Source organism: Streptomyces chiangmaiensis (assembly GCF_036281785.1).
GTDB classification, from domain to species: Bacteria; Actinomycetota; Actinomycetes; order Streptomycetales; family Streptomycetaceae; genus Streptomyces; species Streptomyces chiangmaiensis.
Window position 1 is genome coordinate 1 of record NZ_JAYWVC010000056.1, and the last position, 20,107, is coordinate 20,107.

A 20,107-nucleotide genomic window follows, 5' to 3' on the forward strand; every position below is an offset into this window, starting at 1 on the left:
GGGCGGCGGGGCTGTGCGCGGCGCACGGCCTCACGACCGAGCAGGCCGGACGCCTGCGGGAGGCGCTGGCGCGCACGCAGGACGCGCCGCTCACGGAGTACCGGCGGCTGGACACACTGCTGCACCTCACCGTGGCCGAGTTGGGCGGCTCACCATCACTGACCGCGCAGTACGCGGCCGTGCGGGCGACGGTGAACGACCTGCTGGACTGCATCCCTCTGCTGGTGCGGAACCTGGAGCACTCACAGCGGCAGCACGAGGCAGTGGTGGCGGCGGTGCTCGACGGGGACGCGGACGGGGCGCGGGAGATGATGCGGGAGCACTGCGCGGGCACGGCGGCGCTGCTGCGAGGGTTCTTGGCATAACCCGACTCACAAAGGTATGAAAATGTTCCATTGCAAGCCTGGGGAGGCCGCGTGGCGGAACGACCGCTGATCGGTGTGAGTACGTATGTGGAGTCGGGAGCGCGCTGGGGTGTCTGGGAGCTGGAGGCGGCGCTGCTGCCGGTGGGCTATCCGCGGCTGGTGCAGCGGGCCGGCGGACTCGCCGTGATGCTGCCGCCGGACCGTCCCGCGCACGCGGCGGCGACGGTGGCCCGGCTGGACGGCCTGGTGATCGCGGGCGGCCCGGACGTCGACCCGGCCCGCTACGGCGCCGAGCGCTCCCCGCGGACCGGCCCGCCCGCGCCCGAGCGGGACGTGTGGGAACTGGCCCTGATCGAGGCGGCGTTGGCCTCCGGTACACCGCTGCTCGGCATCTGCCGCGGGATGCAGCTGCTGAACGTCACCCTCGGCGGCACGCTCGTCCAGCACATCGACGGGCACGTCACCCGGGTCGGGGTGTTCGGCCGGCACGCGGTGGAGCCGGTGCCGGGAACCCGGTACGCGGACGTGGCGCCCGAGCCGGCTTCGGTGCCCACGCACCACCATCAGGCGGTGGACCGGTTGGGCGAGGACCTGATCGTCTCGGCGTACGCGGAGGACGGCACGGTGGAGGCCGTGGAACTGCCGGGTGCCGGATGGGTGCTGGGCGTGCAGTGGCATCCGGAGATGGACGAGGACCTGCGAGTGATGCGGGCGCTGGTACGGGCCGCCTCCTAGAGTGCCGCGACCCGAAAGGTTCACCGGCAAACCCTTCCGGCCGCAGCACTAGCCGCGCGTCAGACCCAGCAGGTCGCGGCCGGGCCCCGTCGGCCGATGGCCGGTGCGCCACACCGCCCGCAGTGCCCGGTCCAGCCGTACGTCCTCGACCGGGACGCTCACCAGCCGGCGGGCCGCAAGTTCCTCTCCCACGGCCAGCTCGCTCAGGACCGCCGGACCGGCGCCACTGACCGCGGAGGCCTTGACGGCCGTCGTGGAGGACAGTTCCAGGAGGGGGCGGGCCAGACCACCGAGGGCCGCGTCCAGGACCTGGCGGGTGCCCGAACCCTCCTCACGGAGGACGAGCGGTGTCGATGCCAGTTCCGCGGCCGACAGCGGGCCCCGGCGGCGCGCCCACGGGTGCCCCGGTGCCGTCACCACGATCAGACGGTCGTGGGCGACCACCGTCTCGTCCAGCCCCGCCGGCACGGACAGGCCCTCCACGAAGCCCAGATCGGCCTCGCCCGCGAGCAGCTGTTCCGCGACCGCCGTCGAGTTCCCGGCCAGCAGCGACACCGCCGTGTCCGGCCGCCGGGCACGCAGCGCGATCAGCCAGCCCGGCAGCAGGTACTCCGCGATGGTCATGCTCGCGGCCACCCGCAGCCGCGAGTCCCGTCGGTCCCGCAACGCCTGCGCCCCGGCGTCGAACGCCTCGGCCGCCTCCACGATCCGCCGTGCCCAGTCGGTGACCAGCGCCCCGGCGTCGGTCAACCGTGAGCCCGCCGGGGAACGGTCCACCAGCGCCACGCCCAGTTGCCGTTCCATCGACCGGATCCGGCTGCTGGCCGCGGGCTGGGTGATCCCCAGCTCCCGCGCCGCCCGCCCCAGGCTGCCCAGCCGCGCCACGGCGAGCAGCAGCTCCAGCGCCCCCAGGTCCGGCACCCGGTGTGCGAGTCCGGCCACGGAATGGCCAAGGTCCTCCCTCATAAACCCACCTTATGCCCCCATAGACACGCAGCCCCTGGTCAGGGGCCTGTTTCGGCGCCACCGTGGAGGACATGGTCTTCGCAGCCCGGTCCCTCGCCCTGCCCGCTCCCTATCGGCGGGCCACCGCCGTCCGGCATCTCGGTCCGAACTGGTACTCCGCCGTGATGGGGACCGCGATCGTGGCGACGGCCGGCGCCGGACTGCCCGGCGCCGGGCGGGACGCCGGGCTGCGAACGGTCTTCGCGCTCGTCTGGGCGCTCTCGTCCGTCCTGCTCCTTGCCCTCCTCGGCGCTCGCGCACTGCACTGGACCCACCACCGTGACCAGGCCCGCGCCCACCTCCTCGACCCCGCCATGGCGCCCTTCTACGGCTGTCTGGCCATGGCCCTGCTGGCCGTGGGCGGAGCCACCCTGGTCGTCGGCCGGGACTGGATCGGGGCGGGCCCGGCCCTCGCCGTGGACACCGTGCTGTTCACCGCCGGTACAGTCGTCGGTCTCGCGGTCGCCGTGGCCGTGCCGTACCTGATGGTCGCCCGGCACCGTATGGAGCCGGGCCAGGCCTCTCCCGTCTGGCTGCTGGCGGTGGTCGCCCCCATGGTCTCCGCGGCCCAGGGTCCCCTGCTGGTCCCACATCTGCCGGCCGGACAGCTCCGGGAGACACTGCTGCTCGCCTGCTTCGCGATGTTCGGGCTCAGTCTGCTGGCCACCCTGGCGCTGCTGCCGGCGATCCTCGCCTGGCTCATCACCGGGGGCCCGCCGCCCCTCCCCCAGACCCCGACGCTTTTCCTGGTGCTCGGCCCGCTGGGCCAGTCCGCCACCGCGGTCGCCGCGGCCGCGAATGCGGCGACGGGCGTCGTACCGGCCCCGTACGACCGGGGATTCGACGTACTCGCCCTGCTCTACGGCGTTCCGGTGCTGGGCTTCGCCCTGCTGTGGCTGGGGCTCTCCGTCGCGCTGGTGGTACGGGCGCACCGCCGGGGCATGGGGTTCGGGATGACCTGGTGGGCGTTCACCTTCCCCGTCGGCACGTGTGTCACGGGCGCGGAGGCACTGGCCGGGCGCACCGGCCTCGTGGCTCTCGACGGGCTCGCCATCGGCCTGTACCTGCTGCTTGTGGGCGCCTGGGCCGTCATCGTCGTCCGTACGGGCCGGGGGGTCGTCAGCGGAGAGCTGCTCGCAGCGCCTCGGCGATGACCTGTGACGCCCGGGTCAGCGACGGCCCGTACCAGGTGAGGTGACGCCCGCTGACGAGCGCGCAGCGGGCGCCCTCGAACGCCTCGGGGCCGTCGTCGGCCGTGAAGCGGTACGGCTCGTCGGGCAGCACCACGAGGTCGGGCGCGGCGGCCCGCAGCTCCGGCAGGGGGATCCGTGGATAGCGCTCCGGGTGGGTCGCGTACAGGTTGTCGACGCCCAGCCGGGCCAGGACGTCCCCGGCGAAGGTGTCCTGGCCGAGCACCATCCAGGGCCTCCTCCACACCGGAACGACGGCGGTCTTCCGGGTCGTCGGCTCCGGCAGCCTCGACCAGGTGTCCCGGGCCTCCTCCAGCCAGCGCGGCGGCACGGCCGCCCCACAGGCGGTCACGACCCGCTCCAGCTCACTGAAGGCCTGCGGGACGTTTCGCACCTCGGTGACCAGGACCTCCAGGCCCGCCTCGCGCAGTGCCGCGAGGTCCGGCTCCCGGTTCTCCTCCTCATTGGCGAGCACCAGGTCGGGGGCCAGCCGGACGATCCGCTCGACCTTCGGGTTCTTGGTTCCCCCGATACGGGCGACGCCGAGACCGGCCGGATGGGTGCACCAGTCCGTCGCGCCCACCAGGGCGCCCGGCACGGAGGCGGCCACCGCCTCGGTCAGCGACGGCACGAGGGAGACGACACGCACGTCAGGCATGACGGTGAGTATTCCAGCGCGGCACCCTTTTGCATGTGGGCCGAAAGGACCGGGCCGCTGCTGCCGCGCGGGAATCGCCGGCGGACCGCGCCGAGGGGTGTCAGGGCCGTCGGGACGCCGTCAGCGTCGCTTCGAGGAGTCCTCGATGGCATCGATGTGGTCCGCGACCGCGACCACGATCACGCGGGTGTCCGGCACCGTCGCCCGCCAGCGGTGGCGCACACCCCCGCTCAGGTAGAGCGTGTCCCCCCGCCCGAGCCGGTGCGCCCGGCCCTCCGCCTCGACCTCGACGGCGCCGTCGACGATGTACATCAACTCGTCGTTGCGGTGCTGGAATTCACGTCCCTCGTCGTGATCGCCGATGAACTCCATCGCGTGCAACTGGTGGTGACCGCGTACCAGGGCGCGCACCCGCGCCTCTCCCGGCACGACCTCTTCGTCGTCGGCGCGCAGGACGTCCACACTGCACGCCGGGTCGGCCGCCGCGAGCAGTTCGACGGCGGTGGTGCCCAGGGCGTCGGCGATCCGTTCCAGGGAGGGGCGGCTGGGACGCGCCCGCTCGTTCTCGACCTGACTCAGGAACGGGACCGACAGACCGCTGCGCTCGGCCACGACGGCAAGGGTGAGCTCCAGCGCCCGGCGCCGCCGCCGAACGGCCACGCCCACCCGAAGGGGCTGTTCTTTGCGGTCGCCCATCGCTCCGGCTCCCTCCCTCGCTCGTCGGTCCACTGTCCTGCCCGGCGGGCGTGTCGCCGCCGTCCGATGGTTCACCGGTGCATCGCTTCTGTTGAGTTGTCTGCACCCTACGCATGTTCGGCAAACCGTTTTATGCGCCCGTCACATCGCTGTCACATACAAGAGCGGTGAGGGCCACGGTTCGCGCCACCGGACGAGCCGTCCCGCCGACCGGCGCGCGCCTCCTCCGAAACGCAGCAAAGCCCCTGCCCACCAGGATGCGCCGGACGTCGCGGCCCGGCGGCGGGCCGGGGGGTGCGCAGGGTCGTGGACAGCGCGCGGGGCGGGTGAACCCGGGCACGGCGGTCATGCGCCCCGGCGCGGGGAACAGCACGACAGGACTCAGGGGCGCCGAAACGGTGTTCGGCGCCCCTGGTCGGCAGGGCGATGGGATCCGCGCGACCGTGGACCCGGCGGGGTTGTCCGGATCCTTCTCGTACGGACGTACGGAACACGGGCCCGCGGCGGACTACTGCGGAGTCATCCGCTCCACCATGTCGGGGTGCTGCTTCAGCCACGCGGCCACGGCGTCCTCCTCATGGCCCTGGCCGCGGCGCTTGACCTCGCTCTCCAGGCTGCCCAGTTCGGGCTCGCTCATCCTGAAGTTCTTGATCCACTTGGTGAGCTGCGGGTACTGGTCCGGGAACGACCGGCCGGCGATGGTCCGGATCGTGTTGCCCTCGCCGAACAGCTTCTTGTCGTCCTGGAGCTTGGTGAGCCGGTACTCGCTGTAGGCCCAGTGCGGGGACCACAGGACCACGGCGACCGGCTCCTTCTTGGCGTAGGCGCGCTTGAGCTCGGCGAGCATTGCGGGCGTGGAGCCGTCGACGACCTTGTACTCCTTGTCCAGGCCGTAGCCGGGCAGCACCTTCGTCTTCAGGAGGTTCATCTCGCCGGTGCCCGGCTCGATGCCGATGATCCTGCCGCCGAAGGTCTTCGACTTGCCCTTGAGGTCCTCGAGGGACTTGACGTCCTTCACGTACGAGGGCACGGCGATCTCCAGCGAGGTGGGCTGGTACCAGGTGCCGAGGTCCGAGAGGTTGTCCTTGCTCTTGTCCCAGTAGTTCTTCTGGGCGTAGGGCAGCCACGCGTCGAAGTTGAGGTCGAGGTCGCCGGAGGCCAGACCGGTGTAGACCGGGCCGACGTCCATCTGCTTGAGGTTCAGCCGGTAGCCGCGCCGCTCCAGGACGTTCTTCCACAGATAGGTGACGGCCACGTCCTCGTCCCAGGGGAACCAGGCGACGTCCAGCGCACGCTTCGCCTCGGCCGGGGTACCGGAGGCGGACTTCTGGACGGGGGCGAGCTTGTCGACGACGCCGGGGTTCTTCTTCAGCCAGGCGCGCACCGCGTCCTGCTGCTTGCCCTGGCCCGCCCGGTTGATCTCCGCCTCCAGGCTGGTGAGCTGCTTCTCGTCCATCCTGAAGTTCTTCAGCCAGTTGCCGACGACCGGGTTGTCCTGTGCGAAGCCCTTGCGGGAGAGCGTGTGCACTGCGTCGCCCGTGCCCCAGGCGCCCTTCGGGTCCTTGAGCTTCTTCAGGTCGTAGTCGTTGTACGCCCAGTGCGGGGACCACAGCGTGACGACGATGGGCTCCTTCTTGGCGTAGGCACGCTTGAGCTCCGCGAGCATCGCCGGCGTGGAGCTGTCGACGACCTTGTACTCCTTGTCGAGCCCGTACTGCTTGAGGACGGTGCTCTTGAGCATGCTCATCTCGCCGGCGCTGGACTCGATGCCGGTGATCTTCCCACCGAATGTGGCGGCCTTGCCCTTGAGGTCCGCCAGCGAGTCGACGCCCTTCACATACGAGGGCACGGTCAGCTCGAGCGAGGTCGGGCTGTACCAGGAGCCCAGGTCGTCGAGCTTACTGCCGTACTTCTTCCAGTACTGCTCGTGCGTGGTCGGCAGCCAGGAGTCGGTCTCGAAGTCGATGTCGCCCTGCGCGAGCGAGGTGTAGAGCGGTCCGGCGTCGAACTGTTTGACGTCGGCCTTGAACCCGCGCCGCTCGAGGATCTCCTGCCACAGGAACGTGGAGGCGACGCCCTCGTCCCACGGTATGTACCCGATGCTGACCTTCTTGCCCTGGCCGACGTTCTGCGCGTCGGACGCGTCGGCGGCCTTGTCCCCGCCGCCGAAGACGCCCATGCCCCCGGCGACGAGCGCGAGCACGACCACGCTGATCACGGCCACTGCGGGCCGGGGGCGGTAGTTCCAGATCTGCAGCCCCTGAGCGGCCCGCAGCCGGGCGGCGACCCGGCGGCCCAGCGGCGAGACCTGGGTACCGAGGGAACTTGTCATCCGGTCCAGGTAGATCGCCAGGATGACGATGGCGACACCTGCCTCGGAGCCCAGCCCCACGTTGAGCTGGCCGATCGCCTCGTTGACGTCGCCGCCGAGGCCGCCGGTGCCGACCATGCCCGCGATGGCCGCCATGGACAGGCCCAGCATGATCACCTGGTTGACGCCGGCCATGACGGTGGGCAGGGCGAGCGGCAGTTGCACGCGCAGCAGCGTGTTGCCCGGGGTGGTGCCGAAGGCGTCGGCGGCCTCCACCAGCTCCTTGTCGACCTGGCGGATGCCCAGCTCGGTCATGCGGACGCCGGGTGCGAGGGCGAAGATCAGGGTGGCCACGATACCCGCGGGCGCACCCGTGCCGAAGAACAGGATCGCCGGGATGAGGTAGATCATCGCGGGCAGCGTCTGCATGAAGTCGAGCACCGGTCGCACGAGCCCGCCGACCCGGCTGGAGCGGGCCGCCCAGATGCCCACGGGCACGGAGACCACGAGCGCAATGAGCGTCGCCACCAGGACGAGGGACAGGGTCACCATCGCGTCGTCCCACAGCTCCAGGGAGTCGATGAAGGCGAAACCCACGAAGGTGAGGAGAGCCGCGGACGTGCCGCGCAGCCAGAATGCGATCACGGCGAAGATGCCCGCGAGCAGGAGCGGCTCGGGTGCCTGGAGGACGGTGTTGATGCCCTCGAAGGTGCCCTGGAAGACCATCTTGCAGAAGTCGAACAGCCACGCCATGTGGTGCAGCAGCCAGTCGACGACGGAGTTGACCCAGTCGCCGAAGGGGATCCTAGGCACGTGCAATCACCTTCCCGCCCTGGTCATGCCGGGAGGCGCAGGGCGTGGGGTCGTCCTCCCGGTCGCCGAGGAAGCCGACGAGACGCTGCCGCGGTACGACGCCCACGAGCCCGCCTCGCGGGTCGAGCACAGCGACCGGGTGCGTGAGGCGGGCGCTGATGGCGCACAGCTCCACGAACGGCGTGTCGGGCGTCGCGGTCTCACAGTCGCAGTCCGCCTCGTCGCCTTGGACCGAGGTGTCCATGACGGCGCCCGCGGTGAGCACACGGGAGCGGTCGACGTCCTTGGTGAAGGAGGCGACGTAGTCGTCGGCCGGGCGCACCAGGATGTCCTCCGCGGTGCCGATCTGCACGATGCGGCCGTCGCGCATCACGGCGATGCGGTCGCCCAGGCGCATGGCCTCGTTGAGGTCGTGGGTGATGAAGACGATGGTCTTCTTCAGGGTCTTCTGCAGCTCCAGGAGCTGGTCCTGCATGTCACGGCGGATCAGCGGGTCGAGCGCGCTGAACGACTCGTCCATCAGCAGCAGGTCGGCGTCCGTGGCGAGCGCCCGGGCCAGGCCGACACGCTGTTGCATGCCGCCGGACAGCTCGTCGGGCCACGACTCCTCCCAGCCGGCCAGGCCACACAGGGCGAGCGCCTCGTCGGCACGCGCGGCGCGCTCGGCGCGGGGCACGCCCTGCACTTCCAGGCCGTAGGCGGCGTTCTCACGAACGCTGCGGTGCGGAAAGAGTGCGAAATGCTGGAAGACCATGCTGATCTTCCGCGAGCGGACCTCGCGCAGCTCACGGGGGCCGAGTGCGGTGAGGTCCTGACCGTCGAAGCGCACGTGTCCCGCGGTGGGCTCGAGGAGCCCGTTGAGCATGCGCAGCAGCGTGGACTTGCCGGAGCCGGACAGGCCCATCACGACGAAGATCTGACCCGGCTCCACGGTGAAGGAGGCGTCGATCACGGCGGCCGTCGTGCCGTCGGCACGCAGCTCTTCGCGGTCCGCTCCCTGCCGGAGCCGCTCCACCGCCTCGTCCGGTTGTCTACCGAACACCTTGTAGAGGTGCTCGGCTTCAAGCCTGGATGACACAGGTACCTCTCGTCTCGTGAGTTCCGAGCCGCTGCAAACGATTGAATGTGCAACGGGCATGGCTTCGAGCCGCGCCTGCCCCGGCTTTTACTTGGCAAACACATGAGTGATCCTCTTCACACGGCGTTCACAGGCGTCATCCCGGCGCTCGTGTCCCGAGTCCGAGGGTGACTGTCGGCGGCGTACGGCATGATGCGGAAGGTGACCCGACGCCTGATGCTCCTCGACACCGCCTCGCTCTACTTCCGGGCCTACTTCGGCGTCCCGGAGTCCGTGAAGGCCCCGGACGGCACGCCCGTGAACGCGGTGCGCGGACTGCTGGAATTCATCGACCGCCTGGTCCGGGACCACCGCCCGGACGACCTGGTCGCGTGCATGGACGCCGACTGGCGCCCGCACTGGCGGGTCGAGCTGATCCCCTCCTACAAGGCGCACCGGGTGGCGGAGGAGCACGAGGCGGTCCCGGACGAGGAGGAGGTGCCGGACACTCTCTCGCCTCAGGTGCCCGTCATCGAGGACGTCCTGGACGCGCTGGGCATCGCGCGCGTGGGCGTGGCCGGATACGAGGCGGACGACGTGATCGGCACCTTCACGGCCCGCGCACAGAGCCCGGTCGACATCGTCACCGGCGACCGCGATCTGTACCAACTGGTCGACGACGCCCGCGGTGTCCGTGTGCTGTACCCGCTCAAGGGCGTCGGCACGCTCCAGCTGACCGACGAGGCGTTTCTGCGCGCCAAGTACGGCGTCGACGGCCCGGGCTACGCGGATCTGGCGCTGCTGCGCGGCGACCCGAGCGACGGGCTGCCTGGGGTGCCGGGCATCGGTGAGAAGACGGCCGCGAAGCTGCTCGCCGCGTTCGGGGACCTGGCCGGGATCATGGCCGCGGTCGACGACCCGACGTCGAAGCTCACCCCGGCGCAGCGCAAGCGGCTCGACGAGGCACGGCCGTACGTCGCCATCGCGCCCAAGGTCGTACGGGTCGCCGACGACGTGCCCCTGCCCGATGTGGACGCCGGACTCCCACGCACGCCGCGCGACCCGGCCGCGCTCGACGGCCTGGCGACCCGCTGGGGCCTCGGCGGCTCACTGCAGCGCCTGCTCACCACGCTCGGGGCGTGACAGCGCCCTGTGTCGCACGCCGGGCGGCCCGCCGGAACCCACGGTCCGACGCACCGTCGCGCACCCGGGCAAAGGCACCGAGCCGGCCCCCGCCAAAAGCCGGGCAGCCGGCCGCAACTCCCGCTCATGACGCTCCGGAGGTGACGGTTCCGACGAGGAGTGCTCATCGAGTCTTCATGGGACAGGTGTTCACCGGCAGGAAATGCTAACTTAGGTAAACCTAAGCACGTGAACTGGGAGGCCGTCATGGCAGAGCGCCCGGCAGCCAGGGTCCGCAAGACCCACTTCGCGCAGGTCATCCGCACGGAGAGGCTGACCCCGCACATGCAGCGAGTGGTGCTCGGCGGCGAGGGCCTTGCCGACTTCACGGTGGGCACGTGCACCGACCACTATGTGAAGCTGCTCTTCCCTGCCGAGGGCGTCACCTATCCCGAACCCTTCGACATACAGCGCATCCGCGAGGACTTCCCGCGCAGCCAGTGGCCCGTGACACGGACGTACACCGTGCGCGACTGGGACCCCGAGCACCGCGAGCTGACGCTGGACTTCGTGATCCACGGCGACGAGGGACTCGCCGGCCCCTGGGCGATGCGCGCCCAGCCCGGCGAGACCGTGCGCTTCATGGGCCCCGGCGGCGCCTACGCCCCGGACGCGGGCGCCGACTGGCACCTGCTCGCCGGGGACGAGAGCGCCCTGCCCGCCATCTCGACCGCCTTGGAGACGCTGCCGCTCGGCGCCGCGGCGCATGCATTCATCGAGGTCACGGGCCCGGAGGAGGAGCAGAAGATCGACTCCGATGTGGAGGTGACCTGGCTGCACCGCGGAGACCGGCCGATCGGCGAGTCACTCGTGGAGGCGGTCCGCGCGCTGACGTTCCCGGAGGGCCGGGTCCACGCGTTCGTGCACGGCGAAGCCAGTTTCGTGAAGGAACTGCGCCGGCTCCTGCGGGTGGAGCTGCAGATCCCGCGCGAGGACATGTCCATCTCCGGCTACTGGCGCCTCGGGCACAACGAGGACGGCTGGCAGGCGTCGAAGCGGGAGTGGAACGCACGTATAGAGGCGGAGCAGGAGAGCGCCTCCGCCGCGTGACCGACCGCAAGCGGCGGCACCGTGCCGGTGCCGCCGTTTCGTCGTGCGGTGCTCACACCGACCGCTGGTACGACCGGAACGTCCGGATCGACAGCCACACCGCGACCGTCGCGAGCCCCAGCAGCGCCCCGCCGCGGCTGACCACATCACCCCAGTCCGGCTGCTCCGACATCGCCGAACGCCCTGCGACCATCGCCCAGTTGAGCGGATTGAAGTCGGCGATGTGCCTCATCCACGAGGGCATCCGGGACGGTGCCATGAAGGCCGAGGACAGGAACGTGAGCGGGAGCAGCAGGAAGGTGTTGATCCCGATGATCGATTCCCGCTCCTGCACCAGCATGCCCAGCGCGTTGGACAGCGCACCGAAGATCGTGCCGAGCAGCACGGCGGCGAGGACGAGGATCGCGACCCCGCCGACGCCTCCCGGGCAGTGGGCGCCGCCGAGCAGTCCGAGCAGGACGATGATCACCGATTGCAGGGCGGTCACCAGGCCGTTGTGGACGACGTTGCCGTTCATCAGCGCGGCCCGGCTGACCGGGGTCGTCAGGAACCGGTTGAGCGTGCCGCGCTGGATCTCCTCCAGGGTGCCCATGCCCGCCCACATGTTGGAGCTGAGCGCGCTCATCACGACCACTCCCGGCACGAGGTAGTCGAGATAGGAGGTGGTGCCGAAGCCGCCCAGTTCCACGACCTTCTTGAAGAGGTTGCCGAACAGGAACAGCCAGATCACCGGCTGGATCAGCGTGATGACCGCGTACGCGGGCTGCCGTGCGAACACCATGAGCTGACGCCGGGTCATGTACCAGGTCTGGGCCACTGCCGTGCTCATCGCGCACCTCCGGCAAGGGCGAAGTCACCCGCGGCCTCGGCTTCGACGTCTGAGTAACGCCGCCCCGCATAGCGGAGGTAGACGTCGTCGAGCGAGGGCCGGGCGACGGTCGCGGCGGCTACACCGACTCCGGCGCGCTCGAGCGCCCCCAGCAGCGCCGGCATCGCCGCGGCCCCGTCATCGACACGGACACTGATGCGGCGCCCGTCGAGGTGCGTCTCGTTGATGCCCGACAGCCCGGCGAGGGCGCCCCTCAGCAGCGTACGGCCGGCCTCGCCGACGGCTTCGCGCAGTTCCACATGGACGGCGTCACCGCGAAGTTCGCCCTTGAGCGAGTCCGGAGTGCCCTCCACCACGACCCGGCCCCGGTCGACGATCGCCACGCGCTCGGCCAGGCGGTCGGCCTCTTCGAGGTGATGCGTGGTGAGCAGGATGGTCAGGCCCTCCTGACCGGCCAGACGGCCGATCTCGTCCCACATGGCGGTGCGGGCCTCGGGGTCGAGGCCGGTGGTGGGCTCGTCGAGGAAGAGCACCTCGGGCCGGTGCACCAGACCGAGCGCGACGTCGAGACGCCGCCTCATGCCGCCGGAGTAGCCCTTGACCTGGCGCCCGGCGGCGTCGGTGAGCGTGAAGCGCTCGAGCAGGTCGTCCACACGCCCGTTCAGCGCCCGTCCCTTCAAGCCGTAGAGCCTGCCCTGGAGTTGCAGGTTCTCACGACCGGTGGCGACCGGGTCGGCACCGGAGCTCTGTGCGACCACGCCGATGGCCCGGCGCACCCGGTCGGGGTGGTGCAGCACATCGTGGCCGGCGACGGCGGCCGAGCCCGAATCGGGGCGGGCCAAGGTGGTGAGGATCTTGACGGTGGTGGACTTCCCGGCACCGTTCGGGCCGAGGAGTCCGAAGACGGTGCCCGGCTCGACGGTGATGTCCATGCCGTTCAAGGCCGTGACGTCACCGGGATAGGTCTTGATCAGCTGACGCGCCTCGACTGCGGGCGCACGGGTGGTCATGACGACTGCTCTCCTGTGGACAGCGGACGACGACGCGTCCGCGGTGCTGCGGACGGGCCGCCCTCCGGATGAGGGGTGACGGCTGATCCACGTGAAGAGGGCCGGGCTATCCTGGGTGTGCCGCACCTCGATCGCCTGGATGTGCCTCACGGCGGATTCAGCTCGGGGTTCGAGACCCTGGCGGGACTGCTGCAACAGCCCTGCCGGGGTTTTCATTTGTTCAGCGGCTACGGTCTGCCGGAATCGCCGCCTTCCAGCTTCAGGAGCTCCTCGGGGAACTCCCCCGTCTCATGGAAGGCGCGCCACTCCTTGACGCCGGGCAGCGTGCCCGATCCGATCTCCTCGAGGAAGCCACGCACCCACCCGGCTTCCGCCTCGATCATGTGGAGCTTGTACTCCGTCTCGACGAGGAAGAGCCGCGGAAGCGTCTCGTACAGCTTCTCCAACCCGCCGCGCGCGCTGGCGGCCTGCACCACCAGGGTGTCCAGCCGCTCCTCGAGCAGGCGGGCCACCTCGTCGGGATGGAGCACCGCCATCAGCGAGAGCGCCGACTCGAAGATGGGGTACTCCTGCGCAGGGACGGCGAGCAGGTCCGACAGCCACTCCGTGGCCTCTTCACGCCCGGCGTCCGTGATCCCGTAGAGCGTGCGCTCGGGCCGGTTCCCCTGTCGCTGCACCTCGGCGACCTCGACGAAACCGTGCTTCTGCAGATTCTGGACGACGGTGTAGAGCGAGCCGTAGTTGATCTTCAGACTGGTGTCCTTGCCGCGTCGGCGCAGCGTCTGGGCGATCTCGTACGGATGCATCGGCTTCTCGGTGAGCAACACCATGACCGCGAGCGCCAAGGGGTTGCCGAGCCTTCGGCGCTTCGTCGCCATGGGGTCTCACCTCGATCTCACCTCGCCACCGAATATCCGTGACCGAACATATCGCGTCCTCGAGCTTGGAGTCAATAGACACGATGTATCGCGTTGTCGGGCGGCCCGCAAGGGATGCGATCGCCTCGGAACGCCGCCTTCGGCTGCGCCGGCTGATGGTGGTGAGCGTGGAGGCCCGGGCCCCACGGCGGGCGGCCGCTTCGGTCCCTCGCCGACGCGGCCGCCCGGGAACCGGCCGCCTGAGCCAGGTCGCCCTCGACCCGTGCGTGCAGGTGCATGTCGTGCGGGCCGTCCGGGGTGGAGCAGGGCACTGCGCTTGGTGCCCCCAGGGCGAAGCCCCCGGCACCGCGCCCCGGCGGTTTTCGGTACCCCCGCCTGCGGCACCCGGCGGCCGCGGATCCCGGCGCCCGATGCCGCTCCGCCCTGTGCCCGCGGCGCCTCGTACGCTGGGCCGTGATGCGACGCAAGACCCCGGTCCCGCCCTCTCCCCTGCCGCAGCGCGACGGGGTCGATCCCGTGCGGCTGCGGCTGCCGTTCGGCGAGGCGTGGGCCACCGTACGGGACCATCTCGTGGCGCGGCTCGCCGCCGGGGACGGGGTGATCGACGGCATGCTCGACGCGGGGCTGATCGTCGGGGCGGACGGGAGGGCCGTCGCGAGTGACGCGGCGTACGTACCGGGCATGTACGTGTGGTTCCACCGCGCACTGCCCGACGAGGTGCGCGTGCCCTACCCGGTCGAGGTGGTGTACCGCGACGAGCACATCGTCGTCGCCGACAAGCCGCACTTCCTCGCCACCACCCCGCGCGGCAGCCACGTCGCCGAGACCGCCCTGGCCCGGCTGCGCCGCGACCTCGGCATACCCGCGCTGACCGCGGCACACCGGCTGGACCGGCTCACCGCGGGGCTCGTGCTGTTCACCGTGTGGCCCGAGGAGCGCGGCACCTACCAGACGCTGTTCCGCGACCGGAGGGTCGCCAAGGAGTACGAGGCCGTCGCCGCCTACGACCCCGAGGTGACGCTGCCGCGCACCGTGCGCAGCCGGATCGTGAAGGAGCGCGGGGTGATGACCGCCCACGAGGTGGCGGGCGAGCCCAACGCGGTGAGCCGGATCGAGCTGCTGGAGCACCGCGCCGGGCTCGGCCGTTACCGGTTGCTCCCGCGTACCGGGCAGACCCATCAACTGCGCGTCCACATGAACGCGTTGGGGTTGCCGATCCTCGGCGATCCGCTCTATCCGGTGGTGGCGGGCCCCGGGCCGGCCGGCGACTTCCGGCGACCGCTCCAACTGCTCGCGCGGGTGCTGGAGTTCACCGATCCGGTCACGGGGCATGCGCATCGTTTCGTCAGCGAGAGGGTGCTCCGGGCGTGGCCGACATACGAGTCATGGGCCCGCTGGTGCTGTGGCCGGAAAGGTTTGCCGGAGGCCGGTGAACCTTTCCGGTCGCCGCACTAGGCGGTGTCCGCCCCATCGCGTGGGTCGGCGCCCGGCGCCCGTGATGCGGACGCGGCACCGTGGCTCACTCGCCCCGCCACCACCGCACCAGCCGCCGCCACACGCCGGAACTGCGCTGCGGCCCGGCGGCCGGGTCCGGCAGCGAGGGTGCGACGGGCGTCGACGGGACGGGCCGTGCGCCCTCCGGCGCCGGGGTGGTCGCCGCCGGGTCGGGCGTCGTGACCAGCCATCCGGGCCGCTGATGCGGGACCGCGTGCAGGGCCGACCGCTGCGTCGTCTCCTGCGGCGGCCTGGGCTCGAACCGCACGGGCAGCTCCACCAGGTGCCGGGACGCGAGGGACCCGGTCCACTGCAGTTCGTCCTCCGCGCAGTCGAGCCGGATGTCCGGCAGACGCATCAGCAGGGCATCGATGCCCGTGTCGGCGATGGCACGGCCGATGTCCTGGCCCGGGCACTCGTGCGGGCCCCCGCCGAAGGCGAGGTGGGAGCGGTTGCCCTGCATGTTCGCGGAGAGGTCCGGGCGTACCCGGGGGTCGACGTTGCCGGGCGCGATGCCCAGCAGGAGTCCGTCGCCCTTGCGGATGCGCTGACCGCCCAGTTCGGTGTCCTGCTTGGCGAAATAGCCGAGGATGCTGCTGAACGGCGGCTCGTCCCACAGGGACTGCTCCACCGCCTCGGGCACCGTCATCTGCCCGCCGTTGAGCTGGGCCCTGAATCGCGGATCGGTGAGGATCACGCGCAGGACGTTGGCGAGGAGGTTGGCCGTGGCCTCGTACGCCGCGATCAGGACGACCCGGAGGTGCTCCCTGATCTCGCTGTCGGTGAGCGTGGCCGGATGGCTGATGAGGTGGCTGGTGAAGTCGTCCTCGGGTTGAGCCCGGCGACGGGCGGTGAGCCGGGTCAGCGCGTCCACGATGTACTGATTGCTGGCGATCGCGGTCTCGGTGCCCTTGAGCATGTCGCGGGCGGCGTGCACGATCCGGTCGTTGTACTCGTCCGCCATGCCGAGGACCGCGCACATCACCGCCATCGGCAGATGGTCGGCGAACTGACCGACCAGATCGGCCCTGCCCGCCTCGCAGAAGCGGTTGACCAGGGTCTGCGTGGCACGGTTGATGGAGCGGCGCAGGCCCCGGTAGTCGATGGTCGACACGGCGCCGGTGACGGCGCCGCGCAGCCTGACGTGCTCGTCGCCCTCGACGTGCGAGCAGATGGGCTGCCAGGCGAAGTGCGGGCTCAGTGGGTGATCCGGCTTGATCTCGCCGGACATCAGCGGGGCCCAGACGCGGCTGTCCCGGGTGAACCGCGCGGGTGACCGCACCATGTGCAGATTCTCGCTGTGGCCGAGCACCACCCAGATCGGTACGTCGTCGTGGAGCAGCGCGGGCGCCACGGCACCGTGTTCGGCACGCATCTTCTCGTACAGGGCTCCCAGGTCCTCGGCCTCCGGCCCGTACAGCCGGTGCGTGCCGCCGGGACCGCGGCCGTGGGCCGGGCAGCCAGGTGGTGGCGAGGAGGTGGCGTCGTCCGTGTCGGTGAGGTCCCTGCCGGTCAGGGAGTGGGATTCAGGCGTCACGATGGTCGCTCCGAAGCTGAGAGGGATCCGGTGTCGGGGGGTGGGGACGGGCCATACGGAGGGGTACGGCGGTATGTGTGCGGGGCGCACGAGCGCTCTGGTCAGAGGGAAGCGCGAGTCATCGCCAGGAAGTGCAGGAAGCGCGTCAGCGTCATCAGGACGTCGCGGCTGGAGGCCCGGCGCCGGGCGTCGCACTCCATGATCGGGATCTCGTCCGGCAGGTCGAGCGCCGCACGGAGTTCCTCCATGGGGTAACAAGGCGCGTCCGGAAAGGAGTTGACGGCGACCACGAACGGCACCCCGCGCTCCTCCAGGCGGCCGATGACGTCGAAGCTGACCTCCAGACGGCGGGTGTCGAGCAGTACGACGGCGCCGAGGGCGCCCTCGAACAGGCCGTTCCACAGAAACCAGAAGCGTTCCTGGCCCGGGGTGCCGAACAGATACAGCACCAGGTGCTCGGTGATGGTGATCCGGCCGAAGTCCATGGCCACGGTCGTGGCCGTCTTGCTGTCGGAGCCGTAGTTGTCGTCGACCCCGATGCCCGCCTGCGTCATGGTCTCCTCGGTCGTCAGCGGCCTTATCTCGCTGACGGAACCGACCATGGTGGTCTTGCCGACTCCGAAGCCGCCCACGATCACGATCTTGACCGCGGCCTGTGCCGTGTGCGGCAGGTGGTCCTCGACCCGTGGACCCGGGACGGCGTCAGAGTTTTTGCAGTCCATGCATCACCGCTTCGAGAAGGGAACGGTCGGGCGTCGCCTGCCGGACGATCGGGGCGCGTGCCTGGACCAGTTCGGCCGCCAGCAGATCGGTGAGCAGGACGGTCACGACGCTGAACGGCAGGCTCAGGTAGGCCGATATCTCGGCCACGGACAGGGGTGCCCGGCACAGCCGGAGCAGCACCGCCTGCTCCGGCGTTGCGGTGGGCTCCGGGTCGGAGCGCGCCACGATCAGGGTGACCAGGTCGATGGACGCCCGCTCGCCCCCGTCGGTCGCGCCGGTGAGGATGTACAACCGCTCGGGTTGCTTCTCCTCGCCCGCCTTCCCGCCGCCTGCTGCGGCAGGCTCCGGCGGGGGTTGTGCCTCGGGATTCCGCCGACGGCGTCGTGGAGGAGTCATACGGTCTGCCCGTTGTGCCGCGGCGGGCTCGTGAGATGGGAGCCGATGCGAATCACGAGATCCCGCATGCGGTTGCTCATCAGGCCGGCCTCCGCGACCGTGTCCGCCAGCACCGCGAGGTAGGCATTGGAGCCCGCCGCCATCATGTAGAAATAGCCACCGTCGATCTCGATGATGACCATGCGCATCCGGCCGTCGCTGTCCGGGATCTCGGCCGCGACCGCTCCCGCCAGGCTCTGCAGCCCGGCACAGGCCGCGGCGACACGGTCGGCCGCGTCGGGATCTCCGCCGTAGCGGGCGATGCGCAGACCGTCGGCGGAGAGCACCACGACCTGGTGCACGCCCGGTACGCCGTCGGCGAGCTCCTTCAGCAACCAGTCGAAGTTTCCTCGCTGCTGGATCACTTGAGGTCCCCCTCGTCGTCGGCCCGGGCCGGGGCCGGCTCGTCGTTGGTGGCTGCGAACGGGTCGTCGGCCGGAGGGCCGGCGGAGAAGGCGTTCGGGTCCGGGTCGGCCTTGAGTCCGTTCATGAAGGCCTCGACCCACAGACCGGGGGCGGACTCCACCTTCTCCGGTTCGGGCACGGGCGTCCACGGGGAGTGCGTCGCCGCCTCGGCGGCGGCGGCCTCCGCGATCCGCTGGCTCAGCGGGATCTTGACGCGGCTGCGGCGCTGCGGCAGACCGCCCGGAGTCCACTCGGTGACGACGGGGACGTCGTCCTCCACGGCGAGTTGCTGCGGGATCCGGGGGCCGGTGGTCGGCCGCCGCTTCTTCGCCTTGCGGTCGGGACCCTTGACCCCGTCGTTGTCCAGGGTCGGCACGGAGGTGGCACCGATGCCGTGGGCGAACCCGGGGGCGGGGTCGGTGGTGAGCATGTCGTTGGGGATGACGAGGATGGCGCGGACACCGCCGTAGGCGGACTGCCGCAGTGAGACATGCATGTCGAACATCGACGACAGGCGGCCGACGACGGCGAGACCGAGACGCGGGGCCTCGCCCAGTTCCTGGACGTCCACGCCGGCCTGAGCCTCGGCGAGCATCCTCTCGACCTTGGCTCGGTTCTCCTCACTCAGGCTGATACCGCCGTCCTCGATCTCGACGGCGATTCCGGTCTGCACCTCGGTGGCGGTGACGTGCACCTTGGTCTGCGGCGGCGAGTAACGCGTGGCGTTGTCGAGGAGTTCGGCCGCGGCGTGGATGATCGGCTCGACCGAGATGCCCTTGATGTTGACCTTGGCGATGGAGTGCAGCTCGATACGGCGGTACTCCAGGATGCGGGACATCGCGCCACGCAGCACGCTGTACAGCGGGACGGGCTGGGGCCACTGACGGCCCGGGCGGCCGCCGCCGATGACGGCGATGGAGTCGGCGAGGCGGCCGATCAGCGCGGTGCCGTGGTCGATGCGCAGCAGGTCGTCGAAGACCTCGGGGTTGCGGCCGTGGTCCTCCTCCATCTCCCTGAGTTCCTTGGCCTGCTGGTGGACGATGGCCTGGACGCGGCGGGCGATGTTGACGAAGGCGCGCTGCGAGGAGTCTCGCATCGCGATCTCACGATCGACGAGCTGGAGCAGGGTGCGCAGCAACTGCCTCTGCGGTTGGGGAAGTCCGCGGAACTGGGGGTTGGAGTCGACGACCGTGCGGATCACCTCCGCGGGCGAGACGCCACTGCGCAGGATGCTGAGGGTTGGGGGCAGCACCTCCGAGCGGAAGTACTCGATGTCGTCGTCCTGCGCGGCGACGCGCTGTTCCAGGTACGCGCTCCGCTGGGCGAAGTCGGCGCGCAGGGCACGGAGGGTGCGCCCGCGGCGTGCCGCCACGGCCGCGACGGCGGTCACCAGGACGGTGGCGATGGCTCCACACCAGCCGACGGCGATCCGGGACTGGTCCGGGACCACCGCGGCGGCGGCCCCCGCCACCGCCGCCGTCAGTAAGGCGGGCACCAACAGCTCGCACGCGTAGCGAAGTTCGCGGCCACCGGGGGGCGATTGAACACTCACCATGTATGCCCTCTGAGACGAATCGGCTGGTTCGTGGTTGCTTGAGGAGGAGAGGCTGGGGTGGTTACCGGATCGGCCCCGGATAACGGCGGAACCTTCGGTATCTTTGGGAACACACGCACGAATTCATCTCAACTCGGTGCGCTGCGCGCGAGCCTAATCCGGGCGGATCATCGCTGTGC

19 protein-coding genes are annotated in these 20,107 nt (G+C 70.6%); 6 read left to right on the forward strand and 13 right to left on the reverse strand.

Translation table 11 applies throughout. The features are described from left to right. Both VXC91_RS18280 and VXC91_RS18285 read left to right on the forward strand, forming a co-directional pair. Positions 1–365, forward strand: a 365-nt coding sequence (locus VXC91_RS18280) for a FadR/GntR family transcriptional regulator (protein WP_329508333.1), incomplete at its 5' end; no start/stop codon positions are given. Between the two features lie 51 nt (positions 366–416). Continuing rightward, complete coding sequence (locus tag VXC91_RS18285; protein ID WP_329508334.1) at positions 417–1,100, forward strand: gamma-glutamyl-gamma-aminobutyrate hydrolase family protein; 684 nt, start codon at positions 417–419, stop codon at positions 1,098–1,100. A 48-nt stretch (positions 1,101–1,148) separates the two neighbouring features. Here the strand turns inward: VXC91_RS18285 and VXC91_RS18290 are convergent, their stop codons facing one another. Beyond that, positions 1,149–2,066, reverse strand: a complete 918-nt coding sequence (locus VXC91_RS18290; protein WP_329508335.1) for a LysR family transcriptional regulator — start codon at positions 2,064–2,066, stop codon at positions 1,149–1,151. Positions 2,067–2,137: 71 nt separating this feature from the next. On the opposite strand from VXC91_RS18290, the gene VXC91_RS18295 reads away from it, so the two are divergent. After that, the gene (locus VXC91_RS18295) at positions 2,138–3,259 is read left to right on the forward strand and encodes a TDT family transporter (protein ID WP_329508336.1); all 1,122 of its coding nucleotides are present in this window, start codon (positions 2,138–2,140) and stop codon (positions 3,257–3,259) included. On the opposite strand, the gene VXC91_RS18300 is transcribed toward VXC91_RS18295, so the two are convergent. The 4 genes from VXC91_RS18300 to VXC91_RS18315 form a co-directional block, all read right to left on the reverse strand. Further along, complete coding sequence (locus VXC91_RS18300) at positions 3,225–3,953, reverse strand: helical backbone metal receptor (RefSeq protein ID WP_329508337.1); 729 nt, start codon at positions 3,951–3,953, stop codon at positions 3,225–3,227. The genes VXC91_RS18295 and VXC91_RS18300 overlap by 35 nt on opposite strands. 120 nt (positions 3,954–4,073) lie before the next feature. Further along, on the reverse strand, positions 4,074–4,649 hold the full coding sequence (locus VXC91_RS18305) for a helix-turn-helix domain-containing protein (protein ID WP_329508338.1): 576 nt from the start codon (positions 4,647–4,649) through the stop codon (positions 4,074–4,076). A gap of 508 nt (positions 4,650–5,157) precedes the next feature. After that, entirely contained in the window at positions 5,158–7,773 is a 2,616-nt protein-coding gene (locus VXC91_RS18310) for an ABC transporter permease/substrate binding protein (RefSeq protein WP_329508339.1), read from the reverse strand. Next, positions 7,766–8,851 (reverse strand): quaternary amine ABC transporter ATP-binding protein, encoded by a 1,086-nt coding sequence (locus tag VXC91_RS18315; protein WP_329508340.1) that lies wholly within the window; start codon positions 8,849–8,851, stop codon positions 7,766–7,768. Before VXC91_RS18315 ends, VXC91_RS18310 begins: the two co-directional genes overlap by 8 nt. A gap of 192 nt (positions 8,852–9,043) precedes the next feature. On the opposite strand from VXC91_RS18315, the gene VXC91_RS18320 reads away from it, so the two are divergent. Both VXC91_RS18320 and VXC91_RS18325 read left to right on the forward strand, forming a co-directional pair. After that, positions 9,044–9,973 carry a 5'-3' exonuclease gene (locus tag VXC91_RS18320; RefSeq protein ID WP_329508369.1) on the forward strand — a complete coding sequence of 310 codons (930 nt, stop codon included), beginning with the start codon at positions 9,044–9,046 and terminating at the stop codon, positions 9,971–9,973. Positions 9,974–10,219: 246 nt separating this feature from the next. After that, positions 10,220–11,062, forward strand: coding sequence for a siderophore-interacting protein (locus VXC91_RS18325; protein ID WP_329508341.1), 843 nt, complete (start codon positions 10,220–10,222; stop codon positions 11,060–11,062). Positions 11,063–11,114: 52 nt separating this feature from the next. Here the strand turns inward: VXC91_RS18325 and VXC91_RS18330 are convergent, their stop codons facing one another. The 3 genes from VXC91_RS18330 to VXC91_RS18340 form a co-directional block, all read right to left on the reverse strand. Continuing rightward, positions 11,115–11,891: an ABC transporter permease gene (locus tag VXC91_RS18330; RefSeq protein ID WP_329508342.1), complete on the reverse strand. Its 777-nt coding sequence runs from the start codon at positions 11,889–11,891 to the stop codon at positions 11,115–11,117. Beyond that, positions 11,888–12,901, reverse strand: coding sequence for an ATP-binding cassette domain-containing protein (locus VXC91_RS18335; protein ID WP_329508343.1), 1,014 nt, complete (start codon positions 12,899–12,901; stop codon positions 11,888–11,890). The genes VXC91_RS18330 and VXC91_RS18335 overlap by 4 nt, the downstream gene beginning before the upstream one ends. A gap of 227 nt (positions 12,902–13,128) precedes the next feature. After that, positions 13,129–13,779 carry a PadR family transcriptional regulator gene (locus VXC91_RS18340; RefSeq protein WP_329508344.1) on the reverse strand — a complete coding sequence of 217 codons (651 nt, stop codon included), beginning with the start codon at positions 13,777–13,779 and terminating at the stop codon, positions 13,129–13,131. Positions 13,780–14,235: 456 nt separating this feature from the next. Here VXC91_RS18340 and VXC91_RS18345 point away from each other — a divergent pair, with 456 nt between their 5' ends. Then, a complete protein-coding gene (locus VXC91_RS18345; RefSeq protein WP_329508345.1) occupies positions 14,236–15,234 on the forward strand; it encodes an RluA family pseudouridine synthase in 999 nt (332 codons plus the stop codon). 64 nt (positions 15,235–15,298) lie between these two features. Here VXC91_RS18345 and VXC91_RS18350 read toward each other — a convergent pair whose 3' ends face one another. The 5 genes from VXC91_RS18350 to VXC91_RS18370 all read right to left on the reverse strand — a co-directional run bounded on the left by VXC91_RS18350 (position 15,299) and on the right by VXC91_RS18370 (position 19,928). Then, complete coding sequence (locus VXC91_RS18350) at positions 15,299–16,810, reverse strand: cytochrome P450 (protein WP_329508346.1); 1,512 nt, start codon at positions 16,808–16,810, stop codon at positions 15,299–15,301. Positions 16,811–16,911: 101 nt separating this feature from the next. Continuing rightward, on the reverse strand, positions 16,912–17,532 hold the full coding sequence (locus VXC91_RS18355; protein WP_329508347.1) for a GTP-binding protein: 621 nt from the start codon (positions 17,530–17,532) through the stop codon (positions 16,912–16,914). Then, the gene (locus tag VXC91_RS18360) at positions 17,513–17,929 is read right to left on the reverse strand and encodes a DUF742 domain-containing protein (RefSeq protein WP_329508348.1); all 417 of its coding nucleotides are present in this window, start codon (positions 17,927–17,929) and stop codon (positions 17,513–17,515) included. The genes VXC91_RS18355 and VXC91_RS18360 overlap by 20 nt, the downstream gene beginning before the upstream one ends. Continuing rightward, positions 17,926–18,333, reverse strand: a complete 408-nt coding sequence (locus tag VXC91_RS18365; RefSeq protein ID WP_329508349.1) for a roadblock/LC7 domain-containing protein — start codon at positions 18,331–18,333, stop codon at positions 17,926–17,928. The genes VXC91_RS18360 and VXC91_RS18365 overlap by 4 nt, the downstream gene beginning before the upstream one ends. Further along, on the reverse strand, positions 18,330–19,928 hold the full coding sequence (locus VXC91_RS18370) for an ATP-binding protein (protein ID WP_329508350.1): 1,599 nt from the start codon (positions 19,926–19,928) through the stop codon (positions 18,330–18,332). Before VXC91_RS18370 ends, VXC91_RS18365 begins: the two co-directional genes overlap by 4 nt. Between the last annotated feature and the right edge of the window lie 179 nt (positions 19,929–20,107).